This window comes from Silvimonas amylolytica (assembly GCF_014645555.1).
Classification (GTDB): Bacteria; Pseudomonadota; Gammaproteobacteria; order Burkholderiales; family Chitinibacteraceae; genus Silvimonas; species Silvimonas amylolytica.
Genome location: NZ_BMLY01000001.1, coordinates 209933 through 231149, shown reverse-complemented (window position 1 = coordinate 231149; position 21217 = coordinate 209933). Strand labels below are relative to the sequence as shown.

At 57.8% G+C, this 21217-nt stretch carries 13 protein-coding genes; 7 read left to right on the top strand and 6 right to left on the bottom strand.

Translation table 11 applies throughout. From position 1 onward, the window contains the following. Window positions 1–4: 4 nt before the first annotated feature. The 3 genes from IEX44_RS01020 to IEX44_RS01010 all read right to left on the bottom strand — a co-directional run bounded on the left by IEX44_RS01020 (window position 5) and on the right by IEX44_RS01010 (window position 4672). Entirely contained in the window at window positions 5–2308 is a 2304-nt protein-coding gene (locus IEX44_RS01020) for an ATP-dependent DNA helicase (protein ID WP_188687822.1), read from the bottom strand. Continuing rightward, window positions 2305–3948 carry a VRR-NUC domain-containing protein gene (locus IEX44_RS01015; protein ID WP_188687820.1) on the bottom strand — a complete coding sequence of 548 codons (1644 nt, stop codon included), beginning with the start codon at window positions 3946–3948 and terminating at the stop codon, window positions 2305–2307. The genes IEX44_RS01020 and IEX44_RS01015 overlap by 4 nt, the downstream gene beginning before the upstream one ends. A gap of 133 nt (window positions 3949–4081) precedes the next feature. Then, a complete protein-coding gene (locus tag IEX44_RS01010) occupies window positions 4082–4672 on the bottom strand; it encodes a DUF4142 domain-containing protein (protein ID WP_188687818.1) in 591 nt (196 codons plus the stop codon). Window positions 4673–4891: 219 nt separating this feature from the next. Here IEX44_RS01010 and IEX44_RS01005 point away from each other — a divergent pair, with 219 nt between their 5' ends. From IEX44_RS01005 to IEX44_RS00975, 7 genes are all read left to right on the top strand, one after another. Beyond that, window positions 4892–6031: an XdhC family protein gene (locus IEX44_RS01005; RefSeq protein WP_188687816.1), complete on the top strand. Its 1140-nt coding sequence runs from the start codon at window positions 4892–4894 to the stop codon at window positions 6029–6031. Beyond that, window positions 6028–6726, top strand: a complete 699-nt coding sequence (locus tag IEX44_RS01000; protein WP_188687814.1) for a nucleotidyltransferase family protein — start codon at window positions 6028–6030, stop codon at window positions 6724–6726. The genes IEX44_RS01005 and IEX44_RS01000 overlap by 4 nt, the downstream gene beginning before the upstream one ends. Next, on the top strand, window positions 6723–7370 hold the full coding sequence (gene paoA / locus IEX44_RS00995) for an aldehyde dehydrogenase iron-sulfur subunit PaoA (RefSeq protein WP_188687812.1): 648 nt from the start codon (window positions 6723–6725) through the stop codon (window positions 7368–7370). Before IEX44_RS01000 ends, paoA begins: the two co-directional genes overlap by 4 nt. After that, the gene (locus IEX44_RS00990) at window positions 7367–8323 is read left to right on the top strand and encodes an FAD binding domain-containing protein (protein WP_188687810.1); all 957 of its coding nucleotides are present in this window, start codon (window positions 7367–7369) and stop codon (window positions 8321–8323) included. The genes paoA and IEX44_RS00990 overlap by 4 nt, the downstream gene beginning before the upstream one ends. Before the next feature lie 14 nt (window positions 8324–8337). Continuing rightward, a complete protein-coding gene (locus IEX44_RS00985; protein WP_188687808.1) occupies window positions 8338–10545 on the top strand; it encodes a xanthine dehydrogenase family protein molybdopterin-binding subunit in 2208 nt (735 codons plus the stop codon). Window positions 10546–10991: 446 nt separating this feature from the next. Then, a complete protein-coding gene (adhE, locus tag IEX44_RS00980; RefSeq protein WP_188687805.1) occupies window positions 10992–13661 on the top strand; it encodes a bifunctional acetaldehyde-CoA/alcohol dehydrogenase in 2670 nt (889 codons plus the stop codon). Between the two features lie 154 nt (window positions 13662–13815). Next, a complete protein-coding gene (locus tag IEX44_RS00975; protein ID WP_188687803.1) occupies window positions 13816–14703 on the top strand; it encodes a DMT family transporter in 888 nt (295 codons plus the stop codon). Between the two features lie 3 nt (window positions 14704–14706). Here IEX44_RS00975 and IEX44_RS00970 read toward each other — a convergent pair whose 3' ends face one another. From IEX44_RS00970 to IEX44_RS00960, 3 genes are all read right to left on the bottom strand, one after another. Beyond that, on the bottom strand, window positions 14707–16623 hold the full coding sequence (locus tag IEX44_RS00970; RefSeq protein WP_188687801.1) for a DUF6600 domain-containing protein: 1917 nt from the start codon (window positions 16621–16623) through the stop codon (window positions 14707–14709). 175 nt (window positions 16624–16798) lie between these two features. Next, complete coding sequence (locus IEX44_RS00965; protein ID WP_188687799.1) at window positions 16799–18715, bottom strand: ATP-binding cassette domain-containing protein; 1917 nt, start codon at window positions 18713–18715, stop codon at window positions 16799–16801. A 72-nt stretch (window positions 18716–18787) separates the two neighbouring features. Next, a complete protein-coding gene (locus tag IEX44_RS00960) occupies window positions 18788–21037 on the bottom strand; it encodes a DUF1631 family protein (RefSeq protein WP_188687797.1) in 2250 nt (749 codons plus the stop codon). Window positions 21038–21217: the final 180 nt, after the last annotated feature.

The window sequence follows — 21217 nt, the reverse complement described above, 5'->3', positions numbered from 1 at the left end:
CCGCTTAATTGCGATCAATGTGTGTGGGTTTGACTTGCCGATCGCGACAAGTGACGTGGTGAATGGTCCACCAGTCCGGCAGGAGCTGGCGTATGCGGGATTGCCCGAAGCGGTCATCGATCAGATACAGCGTGCCGCGATCCTCTAACGTGCGGATCACCCGCCCTGCGGCTTGCACCACCTTTTGCAGACCCGGAAAGAGATAGGTGTAATCGTAGCCGGTGCCGAATAGCTCATCTAACCGCTGGCGCATTTCTTCGTTGACCGGGTTGACCTGAGGCAAGCCAAGCGTGGCGACGAAAGCACCAATTAACCGATTGCCAGGCAAATCAATGCCTTCCGCAAATGCGCCGCCCAGTACGGCTAGCCCGATGCCTTGACCGGTTTCGGTAAACCGCGCGAGGAATTCTGTGCGTGCGCCTTCGCTCATCTGTCGTTGTTGCGGCCACACCGTCAGGTGTGGGTGGCGCAAGCGCAGTGCTTCCTCCACTTGCTGCAGATAATCAAAACTGCTGAAAAAGGCCAGATAATTGCCGGGCTGACCCGCAAACTGGCGGGCAATCAGGTCTGCAATCGGGGCGATGGATGCACGACGGTCGTTAAACCGGGTAGAGACATCCGTGACGACGTTGACCGTGAGCTGATCGGTGTGGAATGGCGAAATAATATCGGTGTGTGCGGTGTCGCTCGGCATGCCCAGTGTGTCGGCATAAAAGCTGAACGGGTTGAGCGTGGCAGAAAAAAGCACGGCCGTTTGTGCAGACTGAAAGCGCGGTTGCAGGTGCGGTGCGGGAACGATATTGCGTAAACGCAGCACCGAATCGGCGTGCCTGCCCTCGCCGCTCAATGTCACTTCAAACCAGGAGTGTGGGCCGAAGGTTTCAGCCAGCCGCGCAAAATGGACAGCATCGAAATAAAAATTGAGCATGTCCGGCTCCAGGCCGTCAGGGTCTTCGGCCAGTACCTCGGAGAAATCAGCCACTAACGTGGTCAATGCCATGACGAGCTTGTCTGGCAGGCCGGCATAGACCAGGTACGGCACGGACTGAATGCTGAGAATGTCATTCCAGGCGCGGGTTAGTTTGCGCAACGATTTTTTTAGGGGTGCGGGCGGGTTTTTGCTGAGTGTCTTGAGCGTTGATTGCGCCAGTTCACCGGTATACATGGCGCGGGCGCGTTCGATCAGGTTGTGTGCTTCGTCAGTCAGTACACCAACCCGCCAGTCGCGCGCCTGGGTCAGGCTGAACAGCAGCGCGTAGCTGTCGAAGTAATAGTTGTAATCGCCACTGATTACATCGGCCCAGCGCGCCATTTCCTGACTGAGGTAATACGGGCAGACCTGATGGTCCAGAGCGACTTCGCGCAGGGTGAATTGATCCATGTGTAGCCGCTTTAATGCAGCTGCGCGCGCGGTCGGCAATCGGTCATAAAAGCCTTTGGCTAGCGGACAGGAATCGCCATGACAGGATTTGTCCGGGTGCTCGCAGGTTTTGTCTCGCGCGACCAGTTCCAGTGAGCGCAAAGGCAGTCCTGGTGCGCTGCGGCGCAGCTTGAGGAGGCTTTCCTGCGTGAGCGCGCGGCCAGATGTTTTGGCGGCCAGACAAAATGCCCGGTCCAGTTTGCCGTTTGCCATGGTTTTGAGGAGCGGGAAAAGCGTGCCCATGGTTTTGCCAATGCCGGTGGGTGCTTGCGCCAGCAAGGCGCGACCGGTAAAGGCGGCTTTGTAGACCGTTTCAGCCAGGTCGCGCTGGCCTGGGCGAAAATCCGGATGCGGGAAATCCAGCGCGGTCAATGCGCTCTTGCGCGCTTCCAGATGCGCCATTTCCTGCTCTGCCCATGTCAGGAACAGGGCGCAACATTCATCAAAAAACACTTTAAGCGATTGGGCAGTGTGTTCTTCGGTCAGCGTGGTTTCACGCCCTGTCGTGAGGTTGTAGTACACCAGCGCTACGGTAAGTGTTTGCAGCTCAAGTAACTCGCACATCAACCAGCCATAGATGCGTGCCTGCGCCCAGTGGAGATGCCGGTGATTTTCTGGCATGCGTTCCAGCCGGCCGCGGTGTGTCTTGATTTCTTCCAGCTGGTTGAGTGTCGGGTCGTACCCATCCGCCCGCCCGCGGACTTGCAGCGGGCCATATTCGCCTGCCAGTGTGATTTCGGTCAGATACTTTGCTCCGCGGCGCAGCGTGACAGTCTGGTGACCGGCAATGCCTTCCTGGGCTGAGGGGGCCGGGGTAAAACGCAAGTCCAGATCGCCACGCTTGGCGACAAACTCACACAGTTCACGTACCGCCACGCTGTATTTCATGCCGTTTCAGACCAGGTGACGTAACACACCGCAACGGGGATGTCGTGTTCGGCAAAGTAAGCCATCCAGCGCAGCTGGTTGTCTTGCAGGCGATCACCTGGGCCTTTGACTTCAATGAGCTGGTAGCGTTGCTCGGCAGGCCAGAAGCGGATCAGGTCCGGCAGCCCCGCACGGTGAGTCATGATGTCTGCCAGAAGACGTTGAAAGATCGCGGTGAGATGCCCTCCTGGAATGCAATGCAAGGCCAGTTGCAGTAATGGTTCGCTGATGGTCGCCCAGTTTACGAAACTGCACTGGATGCCTTGTTTCTCGGTAAAGCGCGCCAGGATCGTCTGACGGTATGTGCCGCTGGCGATTTCGCCCAGGCACGCGTCAAAAGACGACTGCCGGCGGGACTGGAAATCGGCGCTGGCAAGATCAGCCGGGCTGTGATGGAACGGGTGAAAAAACGCACCGGGCACCGGACTGAAAATAGCGGGCCAGCACAACAAGCCAAACAAGGCGTTGAAGAGCGTGTTTTCGACGTAGGCAACGGGCCCGTCATTCGTCGAGAGATGGTCCCGGGTGATCAATTCAACACTGCTGGCGCTTTGTGTCAGGCACAAATGCCACTCTTCCGTTGGCGCCGTTTTACTGGCCGGGGTTTTGGGTAGACCCAGGGCGCGACGCAAGCGCGGCAACATGCGTTGAATCTGCTGCCATTCCGCTTCGCTTTCCGGATGCTGCTCCGCAAGTTGTGCCAGTGCGTAGGCCTCGGCTGTTTGCGTTAGCTTTTCCAGTGTCCGGATGTGCCGCTGGCGTGCACCTGGTGCGCTGCAACTGGCGTAAAGGGGTATGGCCTCTTTTAGATGGCCCGAACGTTCCAGTTGCTGGGCAATCTGGAATACGAGCCGTGCATGGCGACGCGCCAGCCAGGGGTTGTCTTCCCGCACGCCAGGCAGGTTGTTCAGTACGTCTTGTGGTGCTGTGCCTTGTTCCAGCGCATCGCGGCATTGGGCCAGATGCAAATAGGTGTCGATGTCTGCCCGTTGCTGAAACGCCCGGCTGCCGGTACTGAATGCAACTTGTTCGAAGGTATAAATGCCTAGATTGGTCAGGACGAATTCGGACCAATCCTGGCTAAGGTTGCCAAAGAACATCAAACGCAATCGCTCGGCCAGTGCATCGACTTCAAGCCCGTAAACCGTATCGGTGCTATCAGGTAACCATTCATGCAACGAGCAGGCTTGCGTGTATCGGGTTTGAGCCCATGCCAGTAGCTCGGGTTTGCGGGTGATTTCAGGCGGTGCAGCGGATGTCAGTGCGATGAGATCAGTCTTGTTGAACAGTGCAAACAACTGGTCGACTGAAAACCTGGGCGTGGCTGTAATCCAGCCTTGAGTCAGCAATGGTGCAACCGCGTCACGCGTGTCACCAATCTCGGCGTAATCAAGTTTGCTTGCACGAAACAACACGCCCTTACGCATGACCATGCGTACCAAGAGTGCCTGTGCAGCTTCAGGCAGTGCGGCAAAGCCGCGCAGGAAGGTGCGCTCGTCATCATTTAACAGATCGTCATAGCGCGCACCCACCCAGTCCAGCACCAGCCGGAAATTGTTCAGGTAATAAAACGGATCGGCCAGTGTGCGGCTGGCGGGCATGACAGCATTCATTACAGGCGGGTGATGGTGGGTTGTAGCGTAAATGAGAACGATCGTTCTGTATGGTATCAGAAATCATTCAGAGACCCGTGTGGTGGTCTTCCCCATCCGACGAGCGCAATCCCGGTGCGTGTTATTCGCTCTTTGAGTTGGCCAGCAAATGTCGCGCCATATCCAGGTGGTCGTTTACTGTGGGAAGGGTCATCTGTGCGTAGCTGATCAAATCCTTGTCTTTGCCTTCTTTCAAATACGTCTGGAACAGCTTTTGGGCATCCAGATGCCCCTTCAGGCCGGCAATGCCAAGGTAGTCATGCTCAAGTTGTGGGGGCTGCAATTTGCTAAGGCGATCGTATAGCTCTTTGTCGGCCACGGTCAGATCATCGGGTAGGCGGAAACCCTTTTGGGCAGCCAGTTGATTCAGTCCATCCAGATTGGTCTGGTGCTCTTGCACCATGCGCTGCGCAAAAAATTTCACCTCGGGCACTGTGCTTCGCTGCAGCATGAGTTGCCCGAGCCTGATTTCGGCCAGATTGGCACGCGCGGCGCTATCGACAAACGTGGCGTCAGCGGGTCGCAGTGGTATGTGTTCTGCGGCACTGCTCGCCGCGCTGCCTTCGCTGGTCTGGCTCATGGCCGGGGCAGTCAAGAGTATCAATGGTGTTCCCAGGGCAAGGCATAGCAAGGCCAGGAGGTACGAGCGCGAAAACCGGCGACGAAAATGCATGATGGCTCCGACCTGCAGGCGGCGTGGACATGCAACCAGTCTGAGCGTGTCGACCAATAACTTCTGTCGGTTTGGCCTCGGTTTTGCTGTGCGCCAGGGCCTACAGCGGATGCTGGCAAACATGTCAGACAAATCCTGCAAGAAGTGCGGGACAGGACTGACGGCCGCAAGGGGGCGCGTGGTTCAGAGTGTCATACGGGCTGGCGTGCGGAGGTCATTGTGAACACGGTTCCAGAGATGGTCGAAACCATTGGCGCAGCCTTTGCGCGGGGTGAAGACGTGGTGTTGGCGACAGTGGTGAAGGTAGAAAACTCTGCCTATCGCCGGCCGGGTGCGCGCATGCTGGTATGTGCCGATGGTCAGCATGCCGGCACCGTCAGTGGTGGCTGTCTGGAGGCCGAGATTGTCCGCAAGGCCTGGTGGCTAACTTCCGGTGGCGCACCTGTGGTGTGCCGCTATGACACGAGTGCCGGCGCTGAGGCCGAATGGGCCTTCGGTTTGGGCTGTAACGGGGCCGTTTACGTTTTGCTGGAACACCTCAGCGAACGCTCACCACAGTGGCAATGGCTGCAGTCCATCGCCATGCAACGACAGTCAGCTGTTTGTGCGGTGGTGATTGGCCGCAGTGGTGTGAGCTTTCTGGATGTGGGGCAGCGCCTGTTTATCGCGCCGGACGGGATCCGTTCTGGCGATCTGGGCGATAGCAATCTGCAAGAGCGCGTCTTCACGGATTTGCAAGCGGCGCTGGATGAAAATGCGTCTCGCCTGAGTAGTTATCTGGTCAATGGCGGCGAAGTCGAGTTTTTTCTGGAGGTGTTGGCCCCTCCGCCGCATCTGGTGATCTTTGGTGCCGGGCATGATGCTGTGCCGCTGGCGCACATGGCGACCGATCTGGGTTGGGTGACTGTCGTGACGGATGGCCGCAGCCATTTTGCTCGCCGCAGCCGGTTTGCCCGTGTGGATCAGGTGAATGTCCTCGATCTGGATGATGTGATTGCCTCGGCCGGTATCACGCCCGGCAGTGTTGCCGTCATCATGACCCATAGTTACGAGCAAGATCGGCGCATCCTGGAGCAGCTTCTTGAGGTGCCTCCGTGCTATCTGGGTCAGCTTGGCCCGCGCGCAAGGACAGAACGGCTGCTGGAAGAGATCGGGGCACGGGGCAAGGCAGAGAAACTGGTCGATGCAGGTGTATTGCATTATCCGGTCGGCCTGGATATCGGGGCAGAAAATCCGCAGGAAGTTGCACTGGCCATTCTGGCCGAAATCAAAGCCGCGCTCGGTGGCTATGCGGGCGGTAAATTGCATGCCCGTGAGGGTGCCATTCATCGCGACGCTGTCGTGGAAACTCCATTATGAAACATCTAGAGCATCATGAAGACGCGGCCCACCAGCCTGCCAATCAACATGGTCTGGTCGGGGTGCTGCTCGCAGCGGGCCGCGCGAGTCGGTTCGGGTCGCCCAAATTGTTGCACCCGCTGGGAGACGGTAGTCGGCTTGGGGTGCGTAGCGCGGTCAATCTGATCGACGCTGTGCCGTATTCAGTGGCCGTCGTATCGCCCCGCCATGCCTTGCTGCGATATCTACTGGAAGCGGCTGGCATGCATGTGCTGGTCTATGGTGATGATGAAACAGGTATGGGCGATAGTCTGGCGCATGCCGTCCAGCAAACGTCACATGCTGCAGGCTGGGTGGTGGCGCTCGCCGATATGCCGTTTATTCAACCCGGGACGATACGGCAAGTCGTGCGGCGGCTGGCTGCTGGTAGTGCGTTGGTGGTGCCGACTTTTAACGGTCAGTGTGGTCATCCGGTCGGGTTCGCGGGGCACTACTTCAATCAGTTGAGTGTCTTGCAGGGTGATGCCGGTGCCCGGTTCATTATCGAGCGTGATGCCGCAGCCGCTCAGTTCTTGCCAGTAACCGACCCTGGCGTGCATCTGGATATCGACACACGAGACGATCTGGCACGCATGGACCGGACGCGCATTCCCGCCAATGCGTCGCGCTGGCGTGACGATGCACGGGTCAGCTCATGGTCCGGGGCGCGGAGATGAACCAGCCAGATCGTCCGGCTGATCCGGTTCGCCGCAATCTACTCAAAGCCAGTGCGGCGCTGGCGTCCCTGGGTGTTCCGGTCTCCGTGAATGCGTTGGCAGCCGACCAGCGCGTGCCGATCGCCCCGCCCCCAACGCGCCCTGCCCGTTTTGTCATCAACGGGCATCGTATGGATGCCACCGTCGATACCCGCACTACACTGCTGGATTTGTTGCGAGAGCATCTGCATTTGACTGGCACAAAAAAAGGGTGTGACCACGGCCAGTGTGGCGCCTGTACAGTGCTGGTGAACGGACGGCGTATCAATAGTTGTCTGGCATTGGCCATCATGCATGACGGTGATGAAATCACCACGATTGAAGGATTGGCGCACGGCGGGCAATTGCATCCGTTGCAAGCGGCTTTTATCAGGCATGATGGCTTTCAGTGTGGTTATTGCACCTGTGGTCAGATTTGCTCGGCAGTGGGCATGCTGGCTGAGGTGCGCGCCGGCATGCCAAGCCACGTCTCTGCGGATCTCGTTGCGGGTACGGTCTTGAGCGATGCCGAAGTGCGCGAACGCATGAGTGGCAATATCTGCCGCTGCTCAGCCTATCCAAATATTGTTGCGGCGATTCAGGAAGTGGCAGGAGGCGCTGGATGACCCCCTTTACCTATGAGCGCGCTGCCGACCCCGCTGCTGCTGCCCGCGCTGCAGCGCAACCAGGTGCCCGCTTTATTGCGGGCGGCACCAACTTGCTTGATCTGATGAAATTGCAGATCGAAAAGCCGGTGCATCTCGTTGATGTGTCCCGCTTGCCGCTAAACCAGATTGAAGCGACGCAGGAAGGTGGTGTGCGCATTGGCGCCATGGTGCGTAACAGTGATCTGGCTGCCGATATGCGGATCCGGCGTGATTACGCGGTACTCAGCCGGGCGCTGCTGGCCGGGGCGTCCGGGCAACTGCGCAATATGGCCACGACCGGTGGCAATCTGTTGCAACGTACGCGCTGCAATTACTTCTATACGCCTGGCTTGCCCTGTAACAAACGCGAGCCAGGCTCCGGCTGTGCCGCCCTGAATGGCCAAAACCGGATGAATGCCGTACTGGGCGGTAGCGAGCAATGTATTGCCGTGCATCCCTCGGATATGGCTGTCGCCATGCGTGTGCTGGACGCGCAAGTCGAAACGATCAATGCCGATGGCCAGCGTCGGGTGATCCCGATTGCGGACTTTCATCGCCTGCCAGGTAATACTCCGCAGCAGGACCATAATCTGGTGCCCGGCGAATTGATCACCAGTGTGGTGCTGCCGCCACCCGTGAAAGGCGTGCAGATCTATCGCAAAGTGCGTGATCGTGCGTCTTATGCGTTTGCGCTGGTGGCAGTCGCCGCAATTGTCGATAAACAGAACGGCCAGATTGCTTCGGCGAAGTTTGCATTGGGCGGGGTTGCGCCCAAGCCATGGCGCGTCGCAGCGGCCGAACAAGCGCTGTCAGGCGGCGATATCCATCAGGCTGCAGATGCGCTGCTTGCCGGTGCGCAAGGCCACGGCGGCAATGATTTCAAGATTGATCTCGCACGCCGCACGTTGCATGCGGTATTGACCCAGGTCTGAGTCGGGAGCCCATCATGCAAATGTCCAGTCCTGCCGGCCGCAACCCGATTGACGATAACCGCCAGGGGTTGATTGGCAAGCCGCTGGATCGCGTTGATGGTCATCTCAAGGTGACTGGTCAGGCGACTTATGCCTATGAGTACACCGAGGCAGGCCCGCCCTTGTATGGTTTCGTCGTGACATCTACTACGGGCAAGGGGCGCATCCGCAATATTGATAGCCGCGCCGCCGAACGTTTGTCAGGCGTGAAGCTGGTGATGACCTGGCGAGATATGCCGCAGCAAGGCAAAAAAGAGGTGGGCGCCGCGCCACAATTGGTGGATGACAAAATTCTGCATTTTGGCCAGCCAGTGGCACTGGTTGTAGCGGAAAGCTTCGAGGCTGCCCGTGCTGGCGCTGCGCTGGTGCAAGTGGATTATGAGCCGGTGCACGGTGTCTATGATCTGGCAGCGGCCCGCCCTGCCGCACGCATGCCCCGCCCCGGCTTGCAGCCGCCTGATTCGACGCTGGGAGACTTTGATCAGGCTTTTGCCGGTGCGCCGGTGCGGGTCGATCAGACCTGGACCACGCCGCATCAGTCTCACGCCATGATGGAGCCGCATGCCACGCTGGCGGTCTGGCATGGTGATCAGCTCACCCTGTATACGTCCAATCAGATGCTGACCCAGGCGCAAGCAACCATCGCGCACACTTTCCTGGTCGACCCAAGCCAGGTGCGAGTAGTAAGTCGTTATATCGGCGGCGGCTTTGGTGCGAAGTTGCAGGTGCAGGCCGATGCCATTCTGGCGGCTACCGCTGCGCGACGCCTGCAAAGACCCGTGAAGCTGGCACTAACGCGACAACAGGTTTTTCATGTTACGACGCACCGCTCGGCGACGATCCAGCGGGTGCGGCTGGCGGCTGATCAACATGGCCATTTACTGGCCATTGCGCATGAAAGCTGGAGTGGCAATACGGAAGGCGAAAATAGCTACGAAGCTGCTGCAACACAAACGCGTGCACTGTATGCCGCACCTGATCGCAAAACCGCGCACCGACTCTCGACGCTGGATTTGCCGGTCGCCGCCGCCATGCGAGCGCCCGGCGAGGCGGTCGGTTTGCTGGCGCTGGAATGCGCCATGGACGAACTGGCAGAAAAACTCGGTCTTGATCCCGTTGAATTGCGACGTCGCAATGAGCCGACGCAAGACCCTGAGCGGCACGTGCCTTATTCCGTGCGACAACTGATTCCGTGCATGGATGAGGGTGCGCGCAGATTTGGCTGGGATCGGCGCAAGGTCAAACCCGGTCAGGTGCGGGACGGCCGTTGGCTGGTCGGGCTGGGCATGGCGGCAGCAATCCGTAGTAATTTTTTGCGCCCTTCTCACGCTCTTGCTCGCATCGATGCAGATGGCGTGGTTACCGTGAAAATGGCGATGACCGATATTGGTACGGGTAGCTACACCGTTTTTACCCAGATCGCGGCAGAAATGCTGGGCGTTCCGCCGCATCGCGTGAAGATGCTGCTGGGCGATACGGAGTTTCCTGCTGCGGCGGGTTCAGGTGGATCATTTGGCGCTGCAAGTGGCGGTTCCGCCGCATTTGAAGCCTGCGAGGCGTTGCGGCAGAAGCTGATTGCCCTGGCCGGCTATGACCCGGACAAAGCGATTTTCGCCAATGGCATGGTCAGTGACGCGGGGCAAAGCCGTAGTCTGGCATCGTTGGCGGGGGCGGAAGGTGTCGAGGCGACCGGCGACATCGGCCCGGGAGAAACGGGCAAGGCGTTCTCCCAGCATGCCTTTGGGGCTCATTTTGTTGAGGTCGGCGTCGATACGGACACTGGTGAAATTCGCGTTCGGCGCATGCTGTCGGTATTTGCGGCGGGCCGTATCCTGAACGAAAAGACCGCGCGTTCGCAGGCCTTGGGTGGCATGACTTTCGGTATTGGCGCGGCTTTGATGGAAGATGCTGCGCCAGATCTTCAGACGGGCGTTTTCAGCAATCATGACCTGGCGCAGTATCACGTCCCGGCTCATGCGGATGTACCTCCACTGGAGGTTGTGTTCTTGCCCGAGGTGGATGACAAGGCGAATCCGCTCAAGATCAAAGGTATTGGTGAACTCGGTATTTGCGGGGCTGGCGCGGCTGTGGCGAATGCCGTTTACAACGCCTGCGGTGTAAGGGTTCGGGACTATCCAGTGACGCTCGACAAGCTACTCCCTCATTTGCCTGCGCAAGCCTGACATGCCTTGCTTGAGAAAAATGAAACAAAACTCGCTGTGACTACGGCATTTTTAGCGTTGTTTTATTACAAAATTGCGCCAATACTCATCCACAATCCCGCCTCTTTCCCGCCTTGCCCGTGCTGTCTGCACGACTTTCGGCAAACCTGCCGTACCCGTGTTTTTCCTGAAAAATTTTCCAGTATATGACCAGGTGTGTCTTACCGCGCTGTGGATATTTAGTTCTTTCTCGTAAGTTGATCAAGTACTGAGACAGATCAAATTTTGCGATGCGCAATGACGATATCGTATACGCCGAAATGACTATTTATCGCCCGGAACTGGCTGTTTAGGCCTGATGCAACTATTCAATATGGATGCCGGTAAATAGTTGGCAGCATGCTTTTTGCATAAAGCGCACCATAGCTGCAAGTGCTGCAAAGGGAATTCATTCAAGGAGGTTCACAATGGCTGTAACCAACATTCAGGAACTTGATGCACTGGTCGCGCGGGTCAAGAAAGCTCAGCAGAAGTTTGCTACCTATTCGCAAGAACAGGTAGACGAAATCTTCCGCAGTGCCGCACTGGCGATCGCCGATGCCCGCATCCCGCTGGCCCGCATGGCCGTCACGGAAACGGGTATGGGTGTGCTGGAAGACAAGGTAATCAAGAACCATTTCGCCTCCGAGTACATCTACAACGCTTACAAGGACGAAAAAACCTGCGGCGTACTGTCTGTAGATGATGTGTACGGCACCATGACCATTGCAGAGCCGATCGGCATTATCTGCGGGATTGTGCCCACCACCAACCCGACCTCCACCGCCATTTTCAAGGCGCTGATTTCCCTCAAGACACGTAACGGCATTATCTTCAGCCCTCACCCGCGCGCCAAAAAAGCCACGTGTGAAGCTGCCCGACTGGTGCTGGAAGCCGCGGTCGCCGCTGGTGCGCCGAAAGACATTATCGGCTGGATCGATGCGCCGTCCGTGGAGTTGTCCAACGCGCTGATGCATCACAAAGACGTGAACCTGATCCTGGCCACGGGTGGCCCGGGCATGGTGCGTGCTGCTTATTCATCCGGCAAACCTGCTATTGGCGTGGGCGCAGGCAATACGCCAGTGGTGGTCGATGAAACCGCCGACATCAAGCGGATGGTGGCCTCCATTTTGATGTCCAAGACGTTCGATAACGGGGTGGTCTGCGCTTCTGAACAGTCCGTCATCATTGTGGATGAAGTCTACGATGCTGCACGTGACCGCTTTGCCAAATCCGGCGGTTATATCCTCAACAAGAAAGAAACCGAAGCGGTCCGCAAAGTCATCTTGATTGACGGCGGTCTGAATGCCGGGATCGTCGGCCAGTCTGCAGTGAAGATTGCAGAGATGGCCGGGGTCAAAGTGCCGCCATACACCAAGGTGCTGATTGGTGAAGTGGCGTCCGTGGGCGAAGAAGAGGCCTTTGCACACGAAAAACTCTCGCCGACGCTGGCTATGTATCGCGCCAAAGATTTCCACGATGCGGTTGAAAAAGCCGAAGCGCTTGTAGCGCTGGGCGGCATCGGACACACCTCTGCCCTGTATACCGATCAGGATTTACAGGAAGAACGGATCAAATACTTTGGCGACAAGATGAAAACCGCCCGTATTTTGATCAACACACCTTCGTCTCAAGGCGGTATCGGTGACTTGTATAACTTCAAGCTGGCGCCGTCCCTGACGCTCGGTTGTGGTTCATGGGGTGGTAACTCGATTTCTGAAAACGTCGGCCCCAAGCATTTGATCAACAAGAAAACCGTCGCCAAGAGAGCCGAGAACATGCTGTGGCACAAGGTCCCGAAGAGCATCTATTTCCGTCGTGGTTGCTTGCCTTTTGCGCTGGAAGACCTCGCTGGCAAAAAGCGTGCATCGATCGTGACGGGCCCGTATCTCTTCAATAATGGCCATTGCGACGAAACCATTCGCACACTCAAGCAGATGGGCATGGAAGTTGAAGTGTTTTATGAGGTTGAAGCTGACCCGACGCTTGAAGTGGTCCGCAAGGGTGTTCATGCGCTGAACGTGTTCAAGCCGGATGTCATCATTGCATTGGGTGGTGGTAGCCCGATGGATGCGGCCAAGATCATGTGGGTGATGTACGAGCACCCGGAAGTCCACTTCGAGGATCTGGCGCTGCGCTTTATGGATATCCGCAAGCGTATCTACAAGTTCCCGAAAATGGGGATCAAGGCCGAGCTTGTAGCGATCCCGACCACCTCCGGTACCGGCTCTGAAGTGACGCCGTTTGCTGTGGTGACGGATGAGAAAACCGGCATCAAGTACCCGATTGCCGACTACGAACTCACCCCGAATATGGCCATTGTGGATGCCAACCTGATCATGGATATGCCCAAGAGCCTGACTGCTTTTGGTGGTATCGATGCCGTGACTCACGCACTGGAAGCGTATGTGTCGGTGATGGCAAACGAGTATTCGGATGCGCAAGGTCTGCAAGCGCTGAAACTGCTCAAGCAGTATCTGCCTTCGGCGTACTCCAATGGTGCACAGGATCCGAAGGCGCGGGAAGAAGTTCACAATGCTGCGACGATTGCCGGTATTGCCTTTGCCAACGCGTTCCTGGGGGTTTGTCACTCCATGGCTCACAAGATTGGTGCTGAATTTGGTCTGGCCCACGGTTTGGCCAACGCGCTGCTGATCTCTAATGTGGTGCGTTATAACTCGGTGGATATCCCGACCAAGCAAGCCGCGTTCAGTCAATATGATCGCCCGATGGCCAAGTGCCGTTACGCCGACATCGCCGAGCATCTGGGCTTTACCGGCAAGAACGACGATGAAAAGGTGGAGGCACTGATCGCCTGGATCGAGGAACTCAAGGGTGTATTGGGTATCCCGGCTTCGATTCAAGCTGCCGGTGTACCGGAGGCCTTGTTCCTGTCCAAGCTGGAAGAAGTGGCCGAAGAAGCATTTGATGATCAGTGTACCGGCGCCAATCCTCGGTATCCGCTGATCTCTGAACTCAAGCAAGTGCTGCTGGATAGCTACTATGGCCGCCCATATGTGGAAGCTTATGAGCGTGACGTCGTTGTGGAAGAGGTTGTTGCCAAGGCACAAGCCTCTGCCAAGGCGGCTTCCAAATAATTTGTTTTGCTGTTGGCAAGAAAAAAGCCCCGGGTTGCCGGGGCTTTTTATTGGCCGGTGTTTCTTTTTTGCTGTGCGGGCGCTGACTGTACGGCACGTGGGGCAATGAGCGGGTACGATCAACGCCCTCTCGACCAGTTGATTTTGCTGCACCGTGACTACGCATCGTTTCGCCCGTGTTGCCCCCGCCTTGTTTGTATTGCTCTGGTGTAGCGGTTTTGTCGGAGCGCGCTTTGGTATTCCATGGGCGCCACCCATGCATTTTCTGGTGGTGCGTTTTGCGCTTGTGCTGATACTGCTGGCTCTGGCTGCCCCGTTCCTGCGAGTGCAATGGCCGCGGGGTGGCGTATTGCGTCACGTCATCGCTGCCGGCTTGCTGGTGCAAACCGGGTATTTTGCCGGGGTATTCGAGGCCATGCATCATGGACTTTCTGCGGGCATGGTGGCGTTGATTGCCGGCTTGCAGCCTGTCGTGGTTGGTGTGGCGGCGAGTGCAGTGCTGAATGAAAAGCGTGATCTGCGTCAGTGGTTTGGATTGCTGCTGGGTGTGGCCGGTGTGTTGTTGGTGGTCGAGCGAAAGTTGGGTCAGGGCGTGATTACGGTCGCTGGTGTGGCGTTCTGTCTCATGGCGCTACTTAGCATCAGTCTGGGTACGGTTTATCAAAAACGATTCTGCGCTGGCGTGGATGTTACGGCGACTTCCTTTGTGCATTATGCAGTGTCTTTGGTGATTCTTGTGCCGGTCGCCCTCACGGAGCCAGGTGCCATTGTCTGGAATGGCGCCTTTGTCTTCGCCCTTCTTTGGGTGTCGCTAGTTGTTTCGATTGGCGCGATCGGCATTTTGCTGTGGCTATTGCGCCATGGTGAAGCCGGTCAGGTGTCAGGGCTGTTTTTTCTGGTGCCACCAACAACTGCTCTGATCGCCTGGCTGGTCTTTGGTGAAGATGTGTCAGCGCTGATGTGGTTGGGTATGGCGGTTGCTGCGGCAGGTGTCTGGCTTGGTTCGGCCCGTGTAAGGGGCCGAACTGTCCTGCCGGAATGACCGTCATTGGTCCTTGTGTTGTTGCGTCTCTTCTTTGGGCGGTGGTCGATGTTGTTGTGAGGGCTGGTGGTGGCCTTCGGCATGACCTTGCTGGGGTTTGGTTTGCGGGGTTGGTCGGTTCTCATGGGCTGTCGGCTGCCCGGTTGTTGCCTGGGGTGGCCGAGGCGCGTCGTCTTGCTGCCGGGGTTGTGGCTGCTGGGACTGCTGGGGTTGCTGCGTGCGTTCCTGCGGCCGCGACTGTTCTGTTTGTTGTTGAAGCGGGTTGCCGCGCTCGTGCGCTTGCGCTGCTGCCACTGGATGGTTTTGTACGGTCGGTTGATCGTGCAGATTGGTGGGCGGGTGTGGCACGTTATTGATTGGTGCGGGCGCCGGACGCTGCTCTTGCGGCTGACCACGCTGCGGCTGGGCTGGTGTGGTATTTGTTGGTCGGGCATCTCCGCCCTTCACAATATTGACCTGCGCTGCTGGTGTGTTTGCACGGCTCGCTAGCGCAGGGCCTGCACCTGGTACGGCGGCGTGCGCGGCATAGCGGTTGGCCAGGTCGTCACGAGAGGCAAACGGCTGTGGTGGCGTGCGCGTACTGATGACTGGCCGATTGACATTGATGTCATGCACGGACGGTGCCGGCCTGGCGTTGCCGATCACGCTCTGTGCGACGGGTGCTACACCCGGCGCATTGTTGAACTGCGCATGAGTGAATTGCTGCGGTTTGAAGTTGGCTACGGCAGCCTGTACGGGTTGGCCGCGGACAAAATTATTGGCTGCCATGCCATTGATGGCGTTGGGCGCGGCCTGATTGACGTATACCGTTTTGTTCACCGTTACGTTATTGATGACCGTTGTCCGGTTGATATTGGTAATGTAAGTCGGGCTGCTGACATAGGCTGGGTGGTATGCCTCGCCAGGGCCTAGCGGTAGCCAGGCGACGCCGGGCCCTCCACCAATGGTGATATGAACCGAGGCGTTAATGCCACCGGCAAATGCGACCAGGGCGGGTGCATAGACCGGACGCGGTACTGGACGGCCCGGAACCCAGCACCAACTACTGCCCAGATAGGCCCAGCGCCCATAGTGGAATGGTGCAAACCCCCACGGTGCGTCATCCACCCATGTCCAGCCCCACGGTGCAATCCATACCCAATGGCCGAAGCGATATGGCGCCCAGCCGACGATGGTTGTGCGCGGCACCCAAACCGGCCCGTAGTCGGCAACAGTTTGCCAAGTGCCGTTGTCGTCCAGACTTTCGTAGCCAGTTACTTCGCGTGGCACATAGCGTGCGCTGATTGAGGTGTCTTCATGGCGGTCGCGCCCCTGTGCCCACTGATCGAACTGATCGTGGGGTGGATTGACCGTGGCAGACAACTCTTGCAGTTCAGTGCCACCCCAGCTCACCTGGTCCCCGTCATGCAGGTTGAAACTGTTGCCATTACTGCCCAGCGCGGTGCCATTGCCCTGCCGCACAGTGACCCTGGTGGTGTTGTCGTTGGGGTTGATGTCCAGACGGTAGTCGCCAGGTGTGTTGATGGTGAAGGCCAGATTTGGGGTGTCGACTTCAATGCGCTGCCCGCTGTAGAGGGAACGTACCCGCAGACCAAGCGTGCCTTGGGTAACCTTTAATTGGGTGTTGTTGTCGTCCAGTGCCAGAAAAGACATGCTGGTCTGGTCGCCAAGACGCAAAGCGGTTGAGCCCGCGTGTAATTCGGCCCGGCCACCACGATCAACCCAGAGCTGGTCACCAGTGGTCATTGGGCGATTGATGGGGGCATATGCCCAGTCATTGCTGCCAGCGGGCGCAAAGGTTACGTTGCCTTCTGCGTCGTTGAGTCGGGCAACTTCAGTAGGCGCATCATCTGCCAGGGCTTGGCCGACAAGCAGGCTTGCGATGAGTGCCAGGCTGCACAACAAGTGAGATCGGATCATTTTGGCAGTCCTCTTTTTGCGGGCGTGCATACTTGATTAACGGCCAGAATGAGGGCTGCGTTGATGGCAATACAGTAAGCGATGTCACAATCATGCAACCAAATGTGAAAACGGCGACCCTTGAAGGGTCGCCATTTTTCATTTAAAAGTGCATTTAAAACAATGATTTGTGCTGCTAATCAATAGTGATTTCTTCAAGTTTTCCCGAGATGTCCAGCCAGTTCATTTCCACCTCTTCAAGCTGGGCGTCGACTTCTGCCTTGCGCCTTAGCGCGGTTTGCAGGGCGTCTTTGCTGGCCGGGTCGTAAATGGCTTCGTCGGCCAGTTTTGCGGTCAACTCTTCGTTCTCCGCAGTTAACGTACCCATCTGCTTTTCGATCCTGGCCAGCTGTTGCTCCAACGGTTTTCGGAGCACAGCAAGCCGCTGGCGGTTTTCTGCTTCGGCACGTTTTTGCGCCTTGCGATCCACCTTGATTTCACCGTCTGTGCTGGCAGACTGCGTCTCGCTGAGCGTTTGCTGGCTGGCGCGCACTTCCTGGCTGTAACGCGTGTAGTCGTCAAGGTCGCCATCGAACGCGCGTACGGTGCCGCTTTCGATAAGCCAGAAATCATCGACGGTGGCACGCAACAAGTGGCGATCGTGAGAAACCACGATGATTGCACCCTCAAAGTCTTGCAGCGCCTGCGTCAGCGCCTGGCGCATTTCAATGTCCAGGTGGTTGGTCGGCTCGTCCAGCAGCAAGAGATTGGGGCGTTGCCAGATCAGGAGTGCCAGCGCCAGGCGTGCTTTTTCGCCGCCAGAAAATGGCCCGACCGGATCGGAGGCCATGTTGCCCCGGAAGTCAAAGCCACCCAGGAAGTTGCGCAATTCTTGTTCACGGGTATCCGGATCAAGTTTTTGCATGTGCCACAGCGGGGATTCATCCAGGCGGAGCGCGTCAACCTGGTGCTGCGCAAAATAGCCGATCTTCAGGCCCTTTCCTTCAATGCGCTTGCCGTCGAGCAGTTCTTGTTCCGCTGCCAATGTCTTGATCAGGGTCGATTTGCCTGCGCCATTCACGCCTAGCAAACCCAATCGTGCGGTGTTCTGCAGGCTCAGATTCAGGTTGCGCAGAATCGGTGACTCCACGGCATAACCGGCATTGACGTTTTCCAGTCGCACCAGAGGGTTCGGGCTGGATTCCGGTTCCCGGAACGTGAAAGTGAACGGTGAATCGACGTGTGCGGCGGCGATGCGCTCCATGCGTTCCAGTGCTTTGACGCGACTTTGCGCCTGGCGGGCTTTGGAAGCTTTGGCTTTGAAGCGGTCAACAAACTTTTGCAGGTGCGCGATCTCGCGCTGTTGCTTGTCGAACGCTTGTTGTTGTTGTGCCAGTTTTTGTGCGCGCTGATTCTCGAAATCTTCGTAATTACCGGTGTACAGCGTCAGCGCTGCGTCACCCACATGCAGGATGGCATTGATGGTGGAATCCAGGAAGTCCCGGTCGTGCGAGATGATCAACAGCAGACCCTGATAGCTGCGTAGCCAGTTCTCCAGCCAGACCACGGTTTCCAGATCCAGGTGGTTGGTGGGTTCGTCCAGTAGCAGGATGTCGGAACGGCACATCAATGCCTGGGCCAGGTTCAGGCGCATGCGCCAGCCGCCGGAGAAATCCGAGACTGGCCGGCTCATCTCGTCTTGCGAGAAGCCGAGGCCGGATAGCAGGCGGGCTGCGCGCGCTTGTGCGGTGTAGCCGTCAACGGCGTCAAGGCGTGCGAGAAGTTCGCCATGCTGCAGACCGTCGCCTTCATGCGCCGCGAGTTCGCGCTGGATGTCGCGTAGTTCTGTGTCGCCATCCAGAACGTAGTCCAGTGCGCTGCACGCCAGAGCCGGCGTTTCTTGTGCAACGTGGCCGATGGTCAGGCGTGGCGGGAGTTCCAGATCGCCAGAGTCAGGATGCAACTCGCCGCGCAGCAGGCTGAAGAAGCTGGATTTGCCAGCGCCATTGGCGCCTACAACACCCACTTTGCTGCCGGGATAAAGAGTTAGCTCGGCGCGATCAAGCAGAACCTTGGTGCCGCGCCGCAGTGTCAGGGATTTGAGTCGGATCATCGGCGCATTTTACCAGATGCCGCCCAACAAAAAGCCCGGCATGGCCGGGCTTTTATCAGGGTGCTCGCTGACTTACGCGACCAGTTGTTCCTTGAGCTGGTTAAGTGCCCGTTCGGTGGCGGAGCCATCGCGTTGCAAACGTTGCAAACGGCCACTGGCGAGATGCATTTCCAGGTCGCTGCGGGTCAGGGTCAGGCCATTTTCGCCTGTGCGATTGGTGAACAAATAACGTGTTCCCAGCGGGCTAACCCAGGATAGACGCAGCCGGCGCTCTTCGCCGTCATCCGTTGTCCATGACAGCCACTCTCCCCGCTTGGGCAGGGAATTATTGTCGTCCGTGGCTGGCGCGGCTGCTTCGGCCACTGCTGCAGCGAACGAAATCGCCGGCTCGATATGAACAGCCGGGGCGGTTTCGATGGCCTGCGGCATGGCGTGCATGGTCACGCTGGCGCCCACGCCCTGTGGTGCTGACGGCGGTGGTAGTACAGGTGCCGCAACCGGCTCCATGGCGGACTGACGCAAGCCGGTGCGAATGGCAGAAGCGTGGCAATTCACCAGTTCGGAGAAAAACGCGCGTGAAGAAGTTTGATCCATGCCGACGTCGGTCACGCCTTGCTCAAGCACTTTGAGCATGCCTGGTAGCAAGTTAACCAGTTGCAGGCGTTCTTCCGGGCCACGCTTGGCTTGCAAGCTCCACAAGAGGTCGTCCAGTGCTTTCTGGCGCTGGGCAAAGACCGGGTCGGCTTCGCCGTTCGGCCCCCAGGATTTGGCCATGGCGGGTGCCCACCATTGCGTCAGGAAGTCTGCAACCAGAGGCGGCACCTCGCCGGCCCGGGCCAGACGGCTCTGTACCAGCGTCGTCGCCGTAGCGCTGGCAATTTCAGCGACTTCGGTTTGCAATAGATCGTCAGCGGCTGCACTGGCTTTTTGCTCCAGTGCGGCGGCTTCTTCGGCCAGGAAGCGTTTGATGTCGGCCAGTGCGGTGTCAAATACGCCGACTTCATCTTCAAAGTGGTCGGCAATCCACGCGACAACGCCACTGAACTTGGCGAATTTCGGATCGGTGTCGTCCGGTTCGCCGTCGTAATCCAGGAAGGCTTCTTCCAGCAAGTCAATTAGCTGACGGGCCGGATGTGCTTTGCGGGCAAAAAAGCTGCCATCCAGCATCGATACTTTCAATACCGGAATCTGCAAGCGGGCCAGCAGACCCTTCGCAGCATTGGGCAGGCGTTGATCGGCAAACAGGCGATCGAACAGCATGGACACCAGATCAAACGTCATGGTGTCAACGCGGTTGAGTTCATTTACCCAGCGTGTGGTGCGTAATACGCTCAGCAGGTTTTCCGGTTGCCCATTCGCGGTCAGGCCGCCATTGGGTGGATCACGCTGCAGATTATTCAGAAAGCCGAACCACTCCGGGCGCAACGAGCTTTGCGCTTGCGGTTGCATATTGCCGGCGGCCAGTTGGTGCAAGTGCGCAACCAGTTCCGGGGTTACGGCATAGTTCTGCATGGGCTGGCTGTAACCGCCGTATTGCGGTTGGTTGCCGTAGCCGCCTTGATACTGCCCCTGGTCAAATCCGCCTTGTGGGGCGCCGCCGGCTGCATCGGGTTGGCGATCGCCCATATAGGGCGCGCGAGACGGCGCACGGCTTTGTCCGCCACGCAAGGGGGCTGGGTGTACGTTGCGCTGAATCAGAAACTGGTTGAGGTCGGTGTAGACCTTGGAAATCTGGCCGGACAGATTGGTTTCGAAAGCCTTCATGGCAGCCAGACGTGCGCCAATGCCACTTTCAAATACACGACATGCAGCCATTACTGCTTCGCAGATGACATCGGGGCTGAGCGGGTTGGATGCGGCGGCATCTTCCGACAGTGGCATCAGGCGGGCCAGGCGCTGTTCCAGTTGTTGCAGTGTGTCGCCGCCTGAGTTTTTCAGTGCATTGGCGACGCCGCTGGCGGTCAGGCTTTCTTCGTAATCGTCATTGGCGACCAAAGACAGTTCGCCCAGCGACTGGGTGACCTTGAAAAAGGTGCCGTTATTGGTTTTGCCTTCGAGGCGTTGAGCGAAGGTTTCCAGAAACTGTTGGCGGAACGCTGTCAGGATGGTTGTGCGTTTCGATTGCAGCTCGTAACGGGCGGCAAAATACGAATCACGCAGCTTGTTGTCGTGCGTGTTTTCAGCCAGCGTGAAGAAGGTCTCTTCCAACTGGGTAAAGAACCCCTCCATGGACTGCGTGAGCAGCTTGAGCGCCATGTCGCGGCACGCAACCAGCGTGTCGTTTGGCGTCGGGCTACCCCGGACCTCTTGGGCGGAATTCATCAGGCACTCCAATGACAGTTTCAGGCAATGGTAGGCATATTAGCGCATTGTTATATATATCCGTTCGACCGCTCAGCGCCTCGTAAGGAACACCTGTCGATTATGAGAACGGATGGAAACAAACTCACTGCCAGTTGGTTGTGCGCGGGTCGGCCACTATCACGCAGCCTTGAATCCCTG